This window comes from Streptomyces sp. NPDC096152, from assembly GCF_044763235.1.
GTDB lineage: Bacteria > Actinomycetota > Actinomycetes > Streptomycetales > Streptomycetaceae > Streptomyces.
Map to the genome: position 1 here is coordinate 349404 of NZ_JBIWFW010000005.1, position 16001 is coordinate 365404.

Consider the following 16001-nt stretch of genomic DNA (forward strand, 5'->3'; position numbering starts at 1 on the left):
GCACGGAACGGTACTCATGCCCGTCCTCCGGGCACACCCCCGGCCCCGGCCGGTACGCCGACGGTCCTTCGGCCGTGCCGCGATGACCGGACACAGACAAAAGACCGCGGACACAGGATCGCAGGAATGGGAGCGCGGAGACGAACCGCGAAGACAAGGCGCGGAGACGAGCGGCCGAGACGGGAGTGAAGCGGTTCGTCCACAGGCGGCCCGTGCGGTTGTCCACAGCGGTTGACACCCCGCGGCGCCGCGCCCCACCATGGATCCCACCGGACCGAACGATCGGTCGGGAGACACGGAGCGAAGTCGAGGGGGACCGCATGGCGACAGCAGCCGCGCACCAGCCGGCCCGCACCCAGGCGCACGACGCGTCGGGCACGGAGAGCACCGACGCCCAGCAGCGGGCCTTCGACGCCGCCGTGGCAGCCGACGAGCGCGTCGAGCCGCGCGACTGGATGCCCGACGGCTACCGCGCGACGCTGGTGCGGCAGATCGCCCAGCACGCCCACTCCGAGATCATCGGCATGCAGCCGGAGGCCAACTGGATCACCCGCGCGCCCTCCCTGCGCCGCAAGGCCATCCTCATGGCCAAGGTCCAGGACGAGGCGGGCCACGGGCTGTATCTGTACAGCGCGGCCGAGACCCTCGGCACCAGCCGCGACGAGCTGCTCGACAAGCTGCACACCGGCCGCCAGAAGTACTCCTCGATCTTCAACTACCCCACCCTGACCTGGGCGGACGTGGGCGCGATCGGCTGGCTGGTGGACGGCGCCGCGATCACCAACCAGGTGCCCCTGTGCCGCTGCTCCTACGGGCCGTACGCGCGCGCGATGGTCCGCATCTGCAAGGAGGAGTCCTTCCACCAGCGCCAGGGGTACGAGCTGCTGCTCGCCCTCAGCCGCGGCACCCCCGAGCAGCACGAGATGGCCCAGGACGCGGTGAACCGCTGGTGGTGGCCGTCGCTGATGATGTTCGGCCCGCCCGACGACGCCTCCCAGCACTCGGCGCAGTCGATGGCCTGGAAGATCAAGCGGCACTCGAACGACGAGCTGCGCCAGCGCTTCGTCGACATCTGCGTCCCCCAGGCCGAGAGCCTCGGCCTCACCCTCCCCGACCCGGACCTGGAGTGGAACGAGGAGCGGGGGCACCACGACTTCGGCGCCATCGACTGGACGGAGTTCTACGACGTCCTCAAGGGCAACGGACCGTGCAACGAACAGCGCATCACCCAGCGCCGACGAGCCCATGACGAGGGCGCGTGGGTGCGGGAGGCGGCCGTGGCCCACGCCGCCAAGCACACCGGTGAGACGGGAGTGAAGCAGGCATGACCAACACCGACTGGCCCCTGTGGGAGGTCTTCGTGCGCTCCCGGCGCGGTCTGTCCCACACCCACGCCGGCAGCCTGCACGCCCCGGACGCGGAGCTGGCCCTGCGCAACGCGCGCGACCTGTACACGCGGCGCGGCGAGGGCGTCTCCATCTGGGTCGTGCCGTCCTCGGCGATCACCGCGTCCTCGCCGGACGAGAAGGACCCGTTCTTCGAGCCGTCCGCCGACAAGCCCTACCGGCACCCGACCTTCTACGAGATCCCGGAGGGGGTGAAGCACCTGTGACCGCCACTGTCGCGACGACGGCCGCCCTCGCCCTGGGCGACGACGCCCTGGTGCTCTCCCACCGCCTGGGGGAGTGGGCGGGGCACGCCCCCGTCCTGGAGGAGGAGGTCGCCCTCGCCAACATCGCGCTGGACCTGCTGGGGCAGGCCCGCGTGCTGCTGTCGATGGTCGGTGACGAGGACGAGCTGGCGTATCTGCGCGAGGAGCGCGCCTTCACCAACCTCCAGCTCGTCGAGCAGCCCAACGGCGACTTCGCGCACACCATCGCCCGCCAGCTCTACTTCTCCACCTACCAGCACCTTCTGTACGCCCGGCTGGCCGCCGGTGACGGGGTGTTCGCCCCGCTCGCGGCGAAGGCCGTCAAGGAGGTCGCCTACCACCGCGACCACGCCGAGCAGTGGACGCTGCGGCTCGGCGACGGCACGGACGTCAGCCACGAGCGGATGCGGCGGGCCTGCCAGGCGCTGTGGCGGTTCACCGGCGAGATGTTCCAGCCGGTGGAGGGACTGGACGTCGACTGGGCGGCGCTCCGGTCGGCCTGGCTGGAGTCCGTGAGCGACGTGCTGCGCCGGGCCACCCTGCCCCTGCCCGAGGGGCCGCAGTCGGGGGCGTGGGCGGCGGGCGCGGGCCGGCAGGGCCTGCACACCGAGCCGTTCGGGCGGATGCTCGCCGAGATGCAGCACCTGCACCGCAGCCACCCGGGGGCGTCATGGTGACCACCGCGACCCCGCTGGAGACCGAGCTGCTGCGCCTCGCGGGCTCGGTGCCCGACCCCGAGCTGCCCGTGCTGACCTTGCAGGAGCTGGGCGTGGTGCGCGCGGTGCACCTGCGCGGCGCGGACTCCGTCGAGGTCGAGCTGACCCCGACCTACACCGGCTGCCCGGCCATCGAGGCGATGTCCCAGGACATCGAGCGGGTGCTGCGCGAGCACGGCCTGCGGGAGGTCACCGTCCGCACGGTGCTGGCACCCGCCTGGTCGACGGACGACATCTCCGACGAGGGGCGCCGCAAACTGCGGGAGTTCGGCATAGCTCCGCCGCGTGTGCGCGACGGCTCGGGAACGGTCGCGCTGGAGCTCGGCCCGACGCGCACGCTGTCCCCGGCGCCGGACCCGGTGGCCGCGACCGCCCCCGTCCCCTGCCCGCACTGCGGTGCGGCGGAGACCGAGCTGCTCAGCCGGTTCTCCTCCACCGCGTGCAAGGCGCTGCGGCGCTGCCTTTCCTGCCGCGAACCGTTCGACCACTTCAAGGAGGTGTGATGGCCCGCTTCCATCCGCTGCGGGTGACCGCGGTCGACCGGCTCACCGACGACTCCGTGGCGCTGACCCTCGCGGTACCGCCGGAGCTGCGCGTCGAGTACCGGCACGCACCGGGCCAGCACCTCGCCCTGCGGCGGACGGCCGACGGGGCGGAGATACGGCGGACGTACTCGATCTGCTCCCCCGCCCCGGAGCCCGGCGGCGACGGGCCGCGAACGCTGCGGGTCGGCGTGCGGCTGGTGGAGGGCGGCGCGTTCTCCACGTACGCGCTCAAGGAGATCAACGTCGGCGACGAGCTGGAGGTGATGACCCCGGCGGGACGTTTCACGCTGGAGCCCGCCCCCGGCCATTACGCGGCGGTGGTCGGCGGCAGCGGCATCACGCCGGTGCTGTCGATCGCCTCGACCCTGCTGGCGCGTGAGCCCGGAGCACGCTTCTGCCTGATCCGCAGCGACCGCACGACCGCCTCGACGATGTTCCTGGAGGAGGTCGCCGACCTGAAGGACCGCTTCCCGGACCGGCTGCACCTCGTGACGGTGCTCTCCCGGGAGGAGCAGCAGGCGGGCCTGCCGTCCGGCCGGCTCGACGAGGAGCGGCTCACGGACCTGCTTCCGGCGCTGCTGCCCGTGGGGGACGTGGCGGGCTGGTTCCTGTGCGGGCCGTACGGTCTGGTGCAGGGCGCCGAGCGGGCCCTGCGCGGGCTCGGGGTGGCCCGGACCCGGATCCACCAGGAGATCTTCCACGTGGACGCGGGGACTGCTCCCGTCCCGACCGCAGCGGCCCCCGCCCACAGCACGGTGACCGTCCGGCTCGACGGGCGCGGCGGAAGCTGGCCGGTCCAGGACGGGGAGACCCTGCTGGAGACGGTGCTGCGCAACCGGCCCGACGCGCCCTACGCCTGCAAGGGCGGCGTGTGCGGCACCTGCCGGGCCTTCCTGGTGACGGGCGAGGTGCGCATGGACCGCAACTTCGCGCTGGAACCGGAGGAGACCGAGGCGGGGTACGTGCTGGCGTGCCAGTCGCATCCGGCGACCGAGCAGGTGGAGCTGGACTTCGACCGCTGAGGACCGGCCGCCTGCCGCGCGCGGGAGGCGGCCGCCGCACCGTCCCCTGTTCCCTTTTTGCCTGGGACCTGTTGTGTTTTGACACACCATCAGGACCAGCCCTCGGCACCCGGCCGACGGTTCGGCGGCCCGGCGGCCGCTGACAGCACATCCCTTCGGCTGACGCCGCACGGACGCCGCGGATCCCGCAGATACCTCGGTCGCCGCGGTCGCCGCGGACTACGGCCTCAGAGCACGTGGCCCGGCCGGCCCTCGTCGGTCACGACCGGCCGGCCGGAGGCCGCCCACACCTGCATGCCGCCGTCGACGTTCACCGCGTCGACACCCTGCTGGACCAGGTACATCGCGACCTGGGCCGAGCGTCCGCCCGAGCGGCAGATCACATGGACGCGCCCGTCCTGGGGCGCCGCCTCGGTCAGTTCGCCGTAGCGCGCCACGAACTCGCTGATGGGGATGTGCAGCGCCCCCTCGGCGTGGCCCGCCTGCCACTCGTCGTCCTCGCGGACGTCCAGCAGGAAGTCGTCGTCCTTGAGATCGCCGACCTCGACCGTGGGCACACCAGCTCCGAAATGCATGCCCCCGACGCTACCCGAAGCCGGCACGGGGACGCCGTCGCTCAGCCCTGGCCCAGCAGCGTGGCCAGTTCAGCCTCGCGGGCCGTCACGTCGGCGCGCAGCTGCTCGGCGATCTCCTCCAGGAGCCGGTCGGGGTCGTCGGGAGCCAGGCGGAGCATCGAGGCGATCGCGCTGTCCTCCAGCTCCTTCGCGAGCATCGTGAGCAGCTCCTTGCGCTGCGCGAGCCACTCCAGACGGGCGTAGAGCTCCTCGCTGGGGCTCGGTTCCCGCTCGGCGGGCACCGGGCCCGCGGCCCACTCCGCGGCCAGCTCCCGCAGCTCCGTCTCGTCGCCCCGGGCGTAGGCGGCGTTGACGCGGGTGATGAACTCCTCGCGCCGCTTGCGCTCCTCCTCCCGCTGCGCCAGGTCGGGGTGTGCCTTGCGGGCCAGCTCGCGGTAGAGCCTGCGGGCCTCCTCGCTGGGGCGCACCCGCTGCGGAGGCCGCACCGGCTGGTCCGTGAGCATCGCCGCGGCCTCCGGGAACAGGCCTTCCCCGTCCATCCAGCCGTCGAGCAGTTCCTCGACACCGGGGATCGGCATCAGCCGGGCGCGGGCCTCGTCCGCCCTGCGCAGGTCGTCGGGGTCACCGGTGCGTGCCGCCGTGGCCTCGGCGATCTGCGCCTCCAGCTCCTCCAGGCGGGCATAGAGGGGGCCGAGTCTCTGCTGGTGCAGCCGGGAGAAGTTCTCGACCTCCACTCGGAAGGTCTCCACCGCGATCTCGTACTCGATCAGCGCCTGCTCGGCGGCCCGTACGGCCCGCTCCAGGCGCTCCTCGGGACGTGCCGCAGCACCGTCGGACGTCGACCGAGCCGCCCCGGCGACGTCACCCTGCTCAGCTTCCGGGGTCGTCACCCGACCAGCCTAGGCCACGCGGGCGGCGCCCTGGCTCACCGCGCCCCGAAAGGGCGGGCCGCCCCCGTCACGCCCCCGCCTTCCGTCACGCCCCCGCCTTCCGTCACATCCCCGTCTTCCGTCACATCCCTGCCTTCCGTCACACCCCTGACTCTGCCGCGATCCTGCCTGCCCGCACCGCCGCCACGAGGTCCGCGTGGTCCGCCTCCGTGCGGTCGGCGTAGGCGACGGCGAAGGCGGCGACGGCCTCGTCGAGTTCCTCGTTCTTGCCGCAGTAGCCGGCGATGAGGCGGGGGTCGGCGCTGTGGGCGTGGGCGCGGGCCAGCAGGGCGCCGGTCATGCGGCCGTAGTCGTCCATCTGGTCGGCCGCCAGCGCGGCCGGGTCGACGCTGCCCTTGCGGTTGCGGAACTGCCGCACCTGGAAGGGCAGTCCGTCGACCGTCGTCCAGCCCAGCAGGATGTCGCTCACCACCTGCATGCGCTTCTGGCCGAGCACCACCCGCCGGCCCTCGTGCGCCACCTCGGGCACCTCGAATCCGGCCGTCGCCAGATGCGGCAGCAGCGCGGAGGGCCTCGCCTCCTTCACCTGCAGGACGAGCGGCTCGCCGCGGTGGTCCAGCAGCAGCACCACGTAGGACCGGGTGCCCACGCTGCCCGTGCCGACCACCCGGAAGGCGACGTCGTGCACCGCGTGACGGGCCAGCAGGGGGAGCCGGTCCTCGGAGAGCGTGGACAGGTACTCCTCCAGCGAGGCGGCCACCGCCGTGGCCTCCGCGTCCGGCACCCGCCGCAGCACCGGCGGGGCGTCCACGAAGCGGCGGCCGCCGTCCTCGGTGGGCTCGGTCGACTTGGCCGCGAAGCGTCCGCTGGTGTTGGCCCGCGCCTTCTCCGAGACCCGCTCGAGCGTGCCGAGCAGGTCGTGGGCGTCGGTGTGGGAGACCAGTTCCTCGTCCGCGATGGCGTTCCACGCGTCCAGGGCCGGGAGCTTGGCCAGCAGCCGCATGGTGCGCCGGTAGGCGCCCACCGCGTCGTGCGCGGCCTCGCGGCAGCTCTCCTCGTCGCAGCCCGCCTCCCGGCCGGCGAGCACCAGCGAGGTGGCCAGCCGCTTGAGGTCCCACTCCCAGGGGCCGTGGACCGTCTCGTCGAAGTCGTTCAGGTCGATGACCAGGCCGCCGCGGGCGTCGCCGTACAGGCCGAAGTTGGCCGCGTGGGCGTCCCCGCATATCTGCGCCGCTGCCCCGGTCATGGGCGTACGGGCCAGGTCGTGGGCCATGAGACCCGCCGAACCGCGCAGGAAGGCGAACGGCGTCGCCGCCATCCGGCCCACCCGGATCGGGGTCAGCTCCGGTATCCGGCCGAGGTTGGACTGCTCGACCGCCGTCACCGCGTCGGGACGGGAGCCGTCCGGGTCCAGAGCGGCGTGCGCGGAACGCGGCACCCGGTGGCGCAGCGCCTTCCCCTGCTTCTTGGGCGACCCGCCGTCCGGGGACCCGTCCCCCGCGGCGGATCCCTGCCCGGACCACCGGGCGAAGCCCCGCACCCGCGGCAGCCGGCGCGCACGCCCGCCGTCGGCCACCTCCTGACCCGCCTCCCGCCGGATCTCCGGCCGCGCCTCCTGCCCGGTTTCCCGCCGGGATTCCTGTCGGATCTCCGGCCGCGCCTCCTGAGAGGCCTCCTGCCGCGCCGGCACCGACCCCACCGCTCCCGCACCGATCTCGGTCACCACGACCGCCTCCCCCGCCGCGCGCACATCCGCACCCGTGCCAAGACAACATCAACTCGTGGCGACCGTACCGCCGTCGGCCCGAGGGCGTCAGACCCTGTGGACAACTCGGCGGCTGTGGACAACTCGGCGGCTGTGGACGGCACCGGGCCCCGGACACGACTCCGCGGCCGGCGGACGCGCCCCCTCACCGACGCGGACACCGGCGTTCGTCGGCGCGGTTCCGGGGAGGGCCTTCTCACCTCGGCGGCCCTGTATTGCACGGTCGGCAGCGGGTAGGGGCAGCCCCGTGGGCCGGGACGGTACCGTCACCCGCCCCGAACGGAAGGCGTGCCGGCCGGGCATGTGCGCATCCGTTCGGCGGCCTGTGATCGCGTTCCAGGGCCCTGTCGGAAGAGGACGTTCCTGGGACGGGAGACGCATGATCCGGACGGATCACAGGGCAGCGGCCGGCACGGCCCCGAAGCCGCCGAGCCGAAAGCCGACCGCGCGGGACGTGCCGCTGTCGCGGGCGGCACCCGCGGCGCGGGCGATCGTGACCGGGCCGGGCGTCGTGCGAAGGGAGCGGCTCGCCGCACTGGACGGACTGCGGTTCCTGGCGGCGCTGTCGGTGGTGCTCTTCCACTTCGTCGGCCAGACCCCCGGAACGATGCAGAGGATCTGGGGCCGCCCGTACCAAGCCACCTTCCCCGAACTGCACCCCTACTTCGCCTTCGGACGACTCGGCGTCGACCTGTTCTTCCTGATCAGCGGTTTCGTCATCTGCATGAGCGCGTGGGGGCGCAGCCCACGTGACTTCTTCATCTCGCGCGTCACCCGTCTGTTCCCGATGTACTGGATCGCGGTCGTGGTGTCGGCGTGCGTCCTCTACTTCGCCGACAGCCCGTTCGGGCCGCCTGACCCGCGGGTGCTCTTCGCGAACTTCACGATGCTGCAGACACCGCTCGGTGTGGCCAACCTGGACTCGGTCTACTGGACGCTCTGGCCGGAACTCGCCTTCTACCTCACGTTCTCGGTCGTGGTGTGGAAGGGCCTCAGCTACCAGCGCGTGGTGCTCTTCTGCGGGGCCTGGACGCTCGCCACGGTGCTCGCGCCGGCCGCGCACATCCCGTTGCTCACGCTCGCGGTGAACCCGCCGTCCGCCCCGTACTTCATCGCGGGCCTGGCCTTCCACCTGATGTACCGGTACCGGCCGACCCCGCTGCTGTGGGGCATCGTCGCCATGTCGTGGCTGTTGGCGCTGCACTTCCTGCTGGCGCCCACCGGCGGGCGCAACAACTGGCTCACCTGGTCGCCGTCGCGCGGCTGGCTGATCCTGGTGGTCACCCTGTTCTTCCTGCTGATCGGCGCCATCGCACTCGGCTGGACGAACCGGATCCGATGGCGTGGGCTGACCGTCGCGGGCGCGATGACCTTCCCGCTGTACCTCCTGCACGACACGATCGGGATGAGCCTCGCGCACCACTACGGCGACCGTGTCGACCCCCTGGCCCTGGTCGCGGTCGTGACAAGCGGCCTGGTCGTACTGTCGTACCTGGCGCACCGGTTCGTCGAGCGCCCGATCGCGCTGGCCCTGCGACGCTCGCTGAACACCGCCACGTTCCGCCTGCGGGCTCCGGCGCTGCGCCCTTGAGCGGCCATCTCGAGGAAGCTCGGGTTGCTGCTCGCCACGCCTCATTCGCCAACTCCGGCGATCGACGGCCCACATGCCCGGCAGCCTCGCCGGTGCCCGATCACCGTCGGCCCGCGAGCCGGCGGGGCGCGCGGGCAGGGGCGAGAAGTGACGGAGCACCTGGGCGCCGAACACCGCACGCCGGCCGTCGAACTCGGCGTGAGATACCTCACGCGTCGGAGGCCCTGACGCGTCTCACCCTCGACCGTGCGATGCCTCACATCCGGCGGAAGCAACGAAAAACGGGCCTCTGCAGGACTTTCGTCACTGTCAGAGACCCGTTCATCGGTTCTTCGCTGTGCGCGAGGGGGGAGTTGAACCCCCACGCCCTTGCGGGCACTGGAACCTGAATCCAGCGCGTCTGCCTATTCCGCCACCCGCGCATTGGGTGTGTCCTCCGGCTCCCGCCCCTTGGGGGCCGGCGCCTTCCGACATCCAGAACATTAGCACGTAGGAGGGGGTGGGTTCACATCCCTTCCCCGGGCCCACCCCCGGCCCCGGCGACCGGGACCGCCCCCGCACCGGCCCTCCCCACGAGAGCCTCCCCGCCCCGCCACCGCGGGCCTCACCGCCCCACGTCTTCCGCCTCCGCCCCCGCTCAGCCCACCCACGAGCCGTCCCCGGGCCACTCCCGGACCGTCCCTGGGCCGGCCCCGCTCCCAGGAGCACCGGAAGCCCCCCGATCCGTCTCGACGTGAGCCTGTTCACGTATCAACCTCGTACCGGTCGGGCCCGTCTCCCCGGGAGCCGGGACAGGTCCACCGCCGGGTGCGGGACACTGGTCTGCAGCCGCCTCTACGATCCTGGGCAGAAGTACGCGCAGGAGTACTTCCCGCAAGGTTCGGAGAGAAGCTCGGCGGGGAACCTCGGAGGCAGCTCCGCGGGGAACCCGCAGAGACGTCGACACCCGTCGACGGGGCGGACAGGGGGAACCAGCCGATTTACCGGCGCGTGGATACGATCAGTAAGCAGTACCAGGTAAGCAGTACGCAGCACGACGGCAAGACCCGCTACGACGGCAACGACGGAGGAGGTGCCCCATGGGAGTCCTGAAGAAGTTCGAGCAGCGTCTCGAAGGTCTGGTCAACGGCACCTTCGCCAAGGTCTTCAAGTCCGAGGTCCAGCCCGTGGAGATCGCGGGTGCGCTCCAGCGCGAGTGCGACAACAACGCGACCATCTGGAACCGCGACCGGACCGTCGTACCCAACGACTTCATCGTGGAGCTCAGCACGCCGGACTACGAGCGGCTGAGCCCCTACTCCGGCCAGCTCGGCGACGAGCTCGCCGGCATGGTGCGCGACTACGCCAAGCAGCAGCGCTACACCTTCATGGGACCGATCAAGGTCCACCTGGAGAAGGCGGACGACCTGGACACCGGCCTCTACCGGGTCCGCAGCCGGACGCTCGCCTCCTCCAGCAGCCAGCAGGCGCCCTCGTCCCCGTCCGCCCAGGGCGGACGCCCGGGTTCCGGCGCCCAGGGCGGCTACGGCCACCCGCAGGCCGCAGGACCCGCGGGAGCGCCTCCCATGCCGTCCGCGCCGCCGCCCGGCGGCCGGCCCGGCGGGTACGGCTACCCGCAGCCCGCCGCGCAGCGGCCCGCCAACGCCCCGGCGACCGGCGGCCGCACCCGCCACTGGATCGAGATCAACGGCAATCGCCATCAGATCTCCCGCCCGACGCTGGTGCTGGGCCGCAGCACCGAAGCCGACGTGCGGATCGACGACCCCGGCGTCTCCCGCCGGCACTGTGAGATCCGGACCGGAACGCCCTCGACGATCCAGGATCTCGGGTCCACCAACGGCATCGTGGTGGACGGGCAGCACACCACCCGCGCTACGCTCCGCGACGGCTCGCGGATCGTCGTGGGCAGCACCACCGTTATCTATAGGCAAGCCGAAGGGTGAACCGGGGGCAATGTCAGAGCTGACCCTCACGGTCATGCGGCTGGGTTTCCTGGCCGTACTGTGGCTGTTCGTGATCGTGGCCGTGCAGGTCATCCGCAGCGACCTGTTCGGTACGCGCGTCACCCAGCGGGGAGCCCGCCGCGAGGCCGCGCGGCCCCAGCAGGCCGCGCGCCAGACGGCCGCTCCGCCGCAGCAGCGCGGCCAGCAGGGCGGCGGCGGCCGACAGCGCCGCAACGCCCCCACCAAGCTCGTGGTGTCCGAGGGCACCCTCACCGGCACCACGGTCGCGCTGCAGGGCCAGACGATCACCCTGGGCCGTGCGCACGACTCCACGATCGTGCTGGACGACGACTACGCCTCCAGCCGCCATGCCAGGATCTACCCGGATCGCGACGGCCAGTGGATCGTCGAGGACCTCGGATCCACCAACGGCACGTACCTGGACCGGAACCGGCTGACGACCCCCACACCGATCCCGCTGGGCGCGCCGATCCGCATCGGTAAAACCGTCATCGAGCTGCGGAAGTAGTACGACAATGAGCGAGCGGAGCGAGCACGCAGTGGCGGCCGGCACCCCGAGCCGCGGCGCGCTCCCGACCGGAGGGTGGGCACCGTGCGGATGTACCCGGAGCCGACGGGCGAGGTGCGCATGAGTCTGTCACTGCGCTTCGCCGCCGGATCGCACAAAGGCATGATCCGCGAGGGCAACGAGGACTCCGGCTACGCCGGTCCGCGCCTGCTCGCGATCGCCGACGGCATGGGCGGCCAGGCCGCCGGCGAGGTCGCCTCCTCCGAGGTGATCTCCACCATCGTCGCGCTCGACGACGACGTGCCCGGCTCCGACATCCTCACCTCGCTCGGCGCGGCCGTGCGGCGGGCCAACGACCAGCTGCGCGCGATGGTCGAGGAGGACCCCCAGCTGGAGGGCATGGGCACCACGCTCACCGCCCTGCTGTGGACCGGCCAGCGGCTCGGCATGGTGCACGTCGGCGACTCGCGCGCCTACCTGCTGCGCGACGGCGTGCTCACGCAGATCACGCAGGACCACACCTGGGTGCAGCGCCTCGTCGACGAGGGACGCATCACCGAGGAGGAGGCCACCACCCATCCGCAGCGCGCCCTCCTCATGCGCGCCCTCGGCAGCGGCGAGCACGTCGAGCCCGACCTGTCGATCCGCGAGGTCCGCGCCGGCGACCGCTACCTGATCTGCTCCGACGGCCTCAGCGGCGTCGTCTCCCACCAGACGATGGAGGAGACCCTCGCCAGCTACCAGGGCCCCCAGGAGACCGTGCAGGAGCTGATCCAGCTCGCACTGCGCGGCGGCGGCCCGGACAACATCACCGTCATCGTCGCCGACGTCCTCGACCTGGACACCGGCGACACCCTCGCCGGGCAGCTGTCCGACACCCCCGTCGTGGTCGGCGCGGTCGCCGAGAACCAGCTCCACCTCAACGACAACGGCATCATGCAGACGCCGGCCGGCCGCGCCTCGGGCCTCGGCCGCCACGTCCCCGGACAGGGCGGCGGGGGTGGCGAGTTCGGCCCGCCCGGCTCCGGCGACACCACCGGCTACGTCCCCACCGGAAGCTTCGGCGGCTACAGCGACGAGGACTTCGTCAAGCCCAGGAAGGGCCGCCGGTGGCTGAAGAGATCGTTCTACAGCGTGCTCGCGCTCGCCGTGATCGGCGGCGGTCTGTACGGCGGCTACCGCTGGACGCAGACCCAGTACTACGTCGGCGCCAACGAGGAGCACCTCGCCCTCTACCAGGGCATCAGCCAGGACCTGGCGTGGGTGAAGCTGTCGAAGCTGGAGAAGGACCACCCCGAGATCGAACTCAAGTACCTGCCTCCCTACCAGCAGAAGCAGGTCAAGGCGACGATCGCGCAGGGCGGCCTCGCGTCCGCCCAGAAGAAGATCGACGAACTGTCCGTGCAGGCCTCCGCGTGCAAGAAGGAGTCCGAGCGCCGGACCGCAGAGAGCCAGAACAACGCCAAGACGGGCGAGGGCCAGGCCGGAGGCACCACGGGAACCACCCGCACCTCCCTCACGTCCAAGGCGACACCGACACCGAATCCATCGGCGTCGAAGACACCGTCGTCCCCGTCTCCGTCCACGTCCGCCGCGCCCACTCCCAGCCCCGGCCCCACTCTCTCGGAGGAAGAGCAGAAGGTCGTCTCGCTGTGCGGCAAGCAGTAGGCAAGCCGTGAGAGGCCCTGTCACACGATGAGCAGTACTTCCAACCCGTCGACGCACCACACGTCCACCATCGGCGCCATCGGAGCGCCCAGCAGACGCAACACCGAGCTCGCGCTGCTGGTGTTCGCCGTCGTCATCCCGGTGTTCGCCTACGCCAACGTCGGCCTGGCGATCAACAACGAGGTGCCGTCCGGCCTGCTGAGCTACGGCCTGGGCCTCGGCCTGCTGGCCGGCGTCGGACATGTCGTCGTCCGCAAGTTCGCCCCGTACGCGGACCCGCTGCTGCTGCCGCTGGCCACCCTGCTCAACGGGCTCGGGCTGGTCATCATCTGGCGGCTGGACCAGTCCAAGCTGCTGCAGTCGATCAAGCAGGCGGGCGCGGCCGCGCCGCGGCAGCTGATGTACACGGCCATGGGCATCGCCCTGTTCGCCGTGGTGCTGGTCTTCCTCAAGGACCACCGCGTCCTGCAGCGCTACACGTACATCTCCATGGTCGGCGCGCTGGTCCTGCTGCTGCTGCCGCTGGTCCCGGGCCTGGGCGCCAACATCTACGGCGCGAAGATCTGGATCCACATCGGCAGCTTCTCCATCCAGCCCGGTGAGTTCGCGAAGATCGTGCTGGCGATCTTCTTCGCCGGCTACCTGATGGTGAAGCGCGACGCGCTGGCCCTCGCCAGCCGCCGCTTCATGGGCCTCTACCTGCCCCGCGGCCGCGACCTCGGCCCGATCCTGGTCGTCTGGTTCATCTCGATCCTCATCCTGGTCTTCGAGACCGACCTCGGTACGTCGCTGCTGTTCTTCGGAATGTTCGTCGTCATGCTGTACGTCGCCACCGAGCGGACCAGCTGGATCGTCTTCGGTCTGCTGATGTCCGGCGCGGGCGCCGTCGGCGTGGCCTCGTTCGAACCGCACGTGCAGCAGCGCGTCCAGGCCTGGCTCGACCCGATGAAGGAGTACACGCTCAGCCAGCAGGGCGTCGGCGGCCACTCCGAGCAGGCCATGCAGGCTCTGTGGGCGTTCGGCTCCGGCGGCACCCTCGGCAGCGGCCTCGGCCAGGGCCACTCCGACCTCATCCGGTTCGCCGCCAACTCCGACTTCATCCTCGCCACCTTCGGCGAGGAGCTCGGCCTGGCCGGCATCATGGCGCTCCTGCTGATCTACGGCCTGATCGTGGAGCGCGGCGTGCGCACCGCCCTCGCCGCCCGCGACCCCTTCGGCAAGCTGCTCGCCATCGGCCTCTCGGGCGCGTTCGCCCTCCAGGTCTTCGTCGTGGCCGGCGGTGTGATGGGCCTCATCCCGCTGACCGGTATGACGATGCCCTTCGTGGCGTACGGCGGTTCGTCCGTGATCGCCAACTGGGCCCTCGTCGGCATCCTGATCCGGATCAGCGACACCGCGCGCCGCCCGGCGCCCGCCCCCGCCTCCAACCCCGACGCCGAGATGACCCAGGTGGTCCGCCCGTGAACAAGCCCCTGCGCCGGATCGCGATCTTCTGCGGACTCCTCGTCCTCACCCTGCTCATCCGGGACAACTGGCTCCAGTACGTCAAGGCCGACAACCTCAAGAACGACGACAAGAACCGCCGGGTGACGATCGCGCGCTACTCCACCCCGCGCGGCGACATCATCGTCGGCGGCAACCCCGTCACCGGGTCCACCGAGACCAAGCGCAACGGTCTCAACGACCTGAAGTACAAGCGCACCTACAAGGACGGCCCCATGTGGGCGCCGGTCACCGGATACGCCTCGCAGGCCTTCGGCGCCAACCAGCTGGAGTCCATCGAGGACGGCATCCTCACCGGCAACGACGACCGGCTCTTCTTCCGCAACACCCTCGACATGGTCACCGGCAAGCCCCAGCAGGGCGGCAACGTGGTGACCACCCTCAACCCGGCCGCGCAGAAGGCGGCGTACGACGGCCTGAAGAACCAGGGCGGCAAGGGCGCCGCGGTGGCGCTGGACCCGGCCACCGGCAAGATCCTCGCGCTGGCGTCCTACCCGTCGTACGACCCGTCGGCGTTCGCGGGCACGTCCGACACGGACGCCCAGGCCTGGAAGAAGCTGCAGAAGAAGTCCGACGCCAGCGACCCGATGCTGAACCGGGCGCTGCGCGAGACCTACCCGCCGGGCTCCACCTTCAAGGTGGTCACCGCGGCGGCCGCGCTGGAGAACGGGCTCTACAGCTCGGCGGACTCGCCCACCAGGTCGCCGCTGCCGTGGATCCTGCCGCAGAGCACGACGGAGCTGAAGAACGAGGGCAACATCCCCTGCAAGAACGCCACCATGCGGGTGGCGCTGCGGGTCTCCTGCAACACCGTCTTCGGCAAGATGGGATACGACCTCGGCAAGGACAAGATGCTGGCGGAGGCGAAGAAGTTCGGCTTCGACGCCGAGCAGTTCGTGCCGGTCCGCTCCGCGGTCTCCAACTTCCCGCAGGACATGAACGCGCCGAACACCGCGCTCAGTTCGATCGGCCAGTTCGAGACCGCCGCCACCCCGCTGCAGATGGCCATGGTCGCCTCGGCCGTCGCCAACGACGGCAAGCTGATGAAGCCGTACATGGTCGACGAGCTCCAGTCGCACAACCTCGACCCCATCGAGAAGACGAAGCCGAAGGAGCTGAGCCGGCCGCTGACGCCGCAGAACGCGCAGATCCTCCAGTCGATGATGGAGACGGTCGTCAAGGAGGGCACGGGCACGAAGGCGCAGATCGGCGGCGTCACGGTGGGCGGCAAGACCGGTACCGCCCAGCACGGCGTCGAGAACAGCGCGAACCCCTACGCCTGGTTCCTCTCCTACGCCAAGATGCCCGACGGCAGCTCGCCGGTCGCGGTGGCCGTGGTCGTGGAGGACGAGAACGCCAACCGCGGCGACATCTCCGGCGGTGGCCTCGCGGCCCCCATCGCGAAGCGGGTGATGGAGGCGGTCATCAACTCCAAGAAGTGACCCCTGTCACGTCGCCTTCACATCGGTGCACGTTGCGATACCGGTCCTGTATCGGGTGACGGGCTTGGCCAGGTCACACAGAACGAGCCGGGTACGGTAGGCCCGGACGGCAGCCTCAGGCGGCACACGGGTGCCGCTCGAGACCGACGGAGAGGGCTGGT

At 71.3% G+C, this 16001-nt stretch carries 14 protein-coding genes and 1 tRNA gene; 11 read left to right on the forward strand and 4 right to left on the reverse strand.

Going from position 1 to position 16001, the window contains the following annotated elements:
- Positions 1-320: 320 nt before the first annotated feature.
- From paaA to ACIQ9G_RS19305, 5 genes are read left to right on the forward strand one after another with little or no spacing between them, the layout of a single operon-like run.
- Complete coding sequence (paaA, locus tag ACIQ9G_RS19285; RefSeq protein ID WP_403610746.1) at positions 321-1328, forward strand: 1,2-phenylacetyl-CoA epoxidase subunit PaaA; 1008 nt, start codon at positions 321-323, stop codon at positions 1326-1328.
- Positions 1325-1612 carry a 1,2-phenylacetyl-CoA epoxidase subunit PaaB gene (paaB, locus tag ACIQ9G_RS19290; protein WP_020119451.1) on the forward strand — a complete coding sequence of 96 codons (288 nt, stop codon included), beginning with the start codon at positions 1325-1327 and terminating at the stop codon, positions 1610-1612. Before paaA ends, paaB begins: the two co-directional genes overlap by 4 nt.
- The gene (gene paaC, locus ACIQ9G_RS19295) at positions 1609-2328 is read left to right on the forward strand and encodes a 1,2-phenylacetyl-CoA epoxidase subunit PaaC (protein ID WP_403610750.1); all 720 of its coding nucleotides are present in this window, start codon (positions 1609-1611) and stop codon (positions 2326-2328) included. Before paaB ends, paaC begins: the two co-directional genes overlap by 4 nt.
- Positions 2325-2870: a 1,2-phenylacetyl-CoA epoxidase subunit PaaD gene (gene paaD / locus ACIQ9G_RS19300; protein ID WP_403611295.1), complete on the forward strand. Its 546-nt coding sequence runs from the start codon at positions 2325-2327 to the stop codon at positions 2868-2870. Before paaC ends, paaD begins: the two co-directional genes overlap by 4 nt.
- A complete protein-coding gene (locus ACIQ9G_RS19305; protein WP_403610753.1) occupies positions 2870-3934 on the forward strand; it encodes a 2Fe-2S iron-sulfur cluster-binding protein in 1065 nt (354 codons plus the stop codon). Before paaD ends, ACIQ9G_RS19305 begins: the two co-directional genes overlap by 1 nt.
- Positions 3935-4161: 227 nt before the next feature.
- Here the strand turns inward: ACIQ9G_RS19305 and ACIQ9G_RS19310 are convergent, their stop codons facing one another.
- The 3 genes from ACIQ9G_RS19310 to ACIQ9G_RS19320 form a co-directional block, all read right to left on the reverse strand.
- Positions 4162-4491 (reverse strand): rhodanese-like domain-containing protein, encoded by a 330-nt coding sequence (locus ACIQ9G_RS19310; RefSeq protein WP_403611299.1) that lies wholly within the window; start codon positions 4489-4491, stop codon positions 4162-4164.
- Between the two features lie 59 nt (positions 4492-4550).
- Positions 4551-5399 (reverse strand): hypothetical protein, encoded by an 849-nt coding sequence (locus ACIQ9G_RS19315; protein WP_403610755.1) that lies wholly within the window; start codon positions 5397-5399, stop codon positions 4551-4553.
- 139 nt (positions 5400-5538) lie between these two features.
- Positions 5539-6999 carry a DUF2252 domain-containing protein gene (locus ACIQ9G_RS19320; RefSeq protein ID WP_403611302.1) on the reverse strand — a complete coding sequence of 487 codons (1461 nt, stop codon included), beginning with the start codon at positions 6997-6999 and terminating at the stop codon, positions 5539-5541.
- A 544-nt stretch (positions 7000-7543) separates the two neighbouring features.
- On the opposite strand from ACIQ9G_RS19320, the gene ACIQ9G_RS19325 reads away from it, so the two are divergent.
- A complete protein-coding gene (locus ACIQ9G_RS19325) occupies positions 7544-8755 on the forward strand; it encodes an acyltransferase family protein (RefSeq protein WP_403610758.1) in 1212 nt (403 codons plus the stop codon).
- Between the two features lie 338 nt (positions 8756-9093).
- On the opposite strand, the gene ACIQ9G_RS19330 is transcribed toward ACIQ9G_RS19325, so the two are convergent.
- A tRNA-Leu gene (locus tag ACIQ9G_RS19330) sits at positions 9094-9177 on the reverse strand.
- Positions 9178-9834: 657 nt separating this feature from the next.
- On the opposite strand from ACIQ9G_RS19330, the gene ACIQ9G_RS19335 reads away from it, so the two are divergent.
- From ACIQ9G_RS19335 to ACIQ9G_RS19355, 5 genes are all read left to right on the forward strand, one after another.
- Entirely contained in the window at positions 9835-10698 is an 864-nt protein-coding gene (locus ACIQ9G_RS19335; protein ID WP_403610761.1) for an FhaA domain-containing protein, read from the forward strand.
- Positions 10699-10708: 10 nt separating this feature from the next.
- Positions 10709-11227, forward strand: a complete 519-nt coding sequence (locus ACIQ9G_RS19340; RefSeq protein WP_403610764.1) for an FHA domain-containing protein — start codon at positions 10709-10711, stop codon at positions 11225-11227.
- Between the two features lie 120 nt (positions 11228-11347).
- Complete coding sequence (locus ACIQ9G_RS19345; protein WP_403610767.1) at positions 11348-12895, forward strand: Stp1/IreP family PP2C-type Ser/Thr phosphatase; 1548 nt, start codon at positions 11348-11350, stop codon at positions 12893-12895.
- Between the two features lie 27 nt (positions 12896-12922).
- The gene (locus tag ACIQ9G_RS19350; protein ID WP_392192142.1) at positions 12923-14359 is read left to right on the forward strand and encodes an FtsW/RodA/SpoVE family cell cycle protein; all 1437 of its coding nucleotides are present in this window, start codon (positions 12923-12925) and stop codon (positions 14357-14359) included.
- The gene (locus ACIQ9G_RS19355) at positions 14356-15840 is read left to right on the forward strand and encodes a penicillin-binding transpeptidase domain-containing protein (protein ID WP_403610770.1); all 1485 of its coding nucleotides are present in this window, start codon (positions 14356-14358) and stop codon (positions 15838-15840) included. The genes ACIQ9G_RS19350 and ACIQ9G_RS19355 overlap by 4 nt, the downstream gene beginning before the upstream one ends.
- Positions 15841-16001: the final 161 nt, after the last annotated feature.

Excerpts from the sequence above, each read along its gene's own strand:
- ACIQ9G_RS19350 (WP_392192142.1), top strand. The coding sequence starts at position 12,923 with ATGAGCAGTACTTCCAACCCGTCGACGCACCACACGTCCACCATCGGC.
- paaA (WP_403610746.1), top strand. The coding sequence starts at position 321 with ATGGCGACAGCAGCCGCGCACCAGCCGGCCCGCACCCAGGCGCACGAC.
- ACIQ9G_RS19340 (WP_403610764.1), top strand. The coding sequence starts at position 10,709 with ATGTCAGAGCTGACCCTCACGGTCATGCGGCTGGGTTTCCTGGCCGTA.
- ACIQ9G_RS19325 (WP_403610758.1), top strand. The coding sequence starts at position 7,544 with ATGATCCGGACGGATCACAGGGCAGCGGCCGGCACGGCCCCGAAGCCG.
- ACIQ9G_RS19335 (WP_403610761.1), top strand. The coding sequence starts at position 9,835 with ATGGGAGTCCTGAAGAAGTTCGAGCAGCGTCTCGAAGGTCTGGTCAAC.
- ACIQ9G_RS19305 (WP_403610753.1), top strand. The coding sequence starts at position 2,870 with ATGGCCCGCTTCCATCCGCTGCGGGTGACCGCGGTCGACCGGCTCACC.
- ACIQ9G_RS19345 (WP_403610767.1), top strand. The coding sequence starts at position 11,348 with ATGAGTCTGTCACTGCGCTTCGCCGCCGGATCGCACAAAGGCATGATC.
- paaB (WP_020119451.1), top strand. The coding sequence starts at position 1,325 with ATGACCAACACCGACTGGCCCCTGTGGGAGGTCTTCGTGCGCTCCCGG.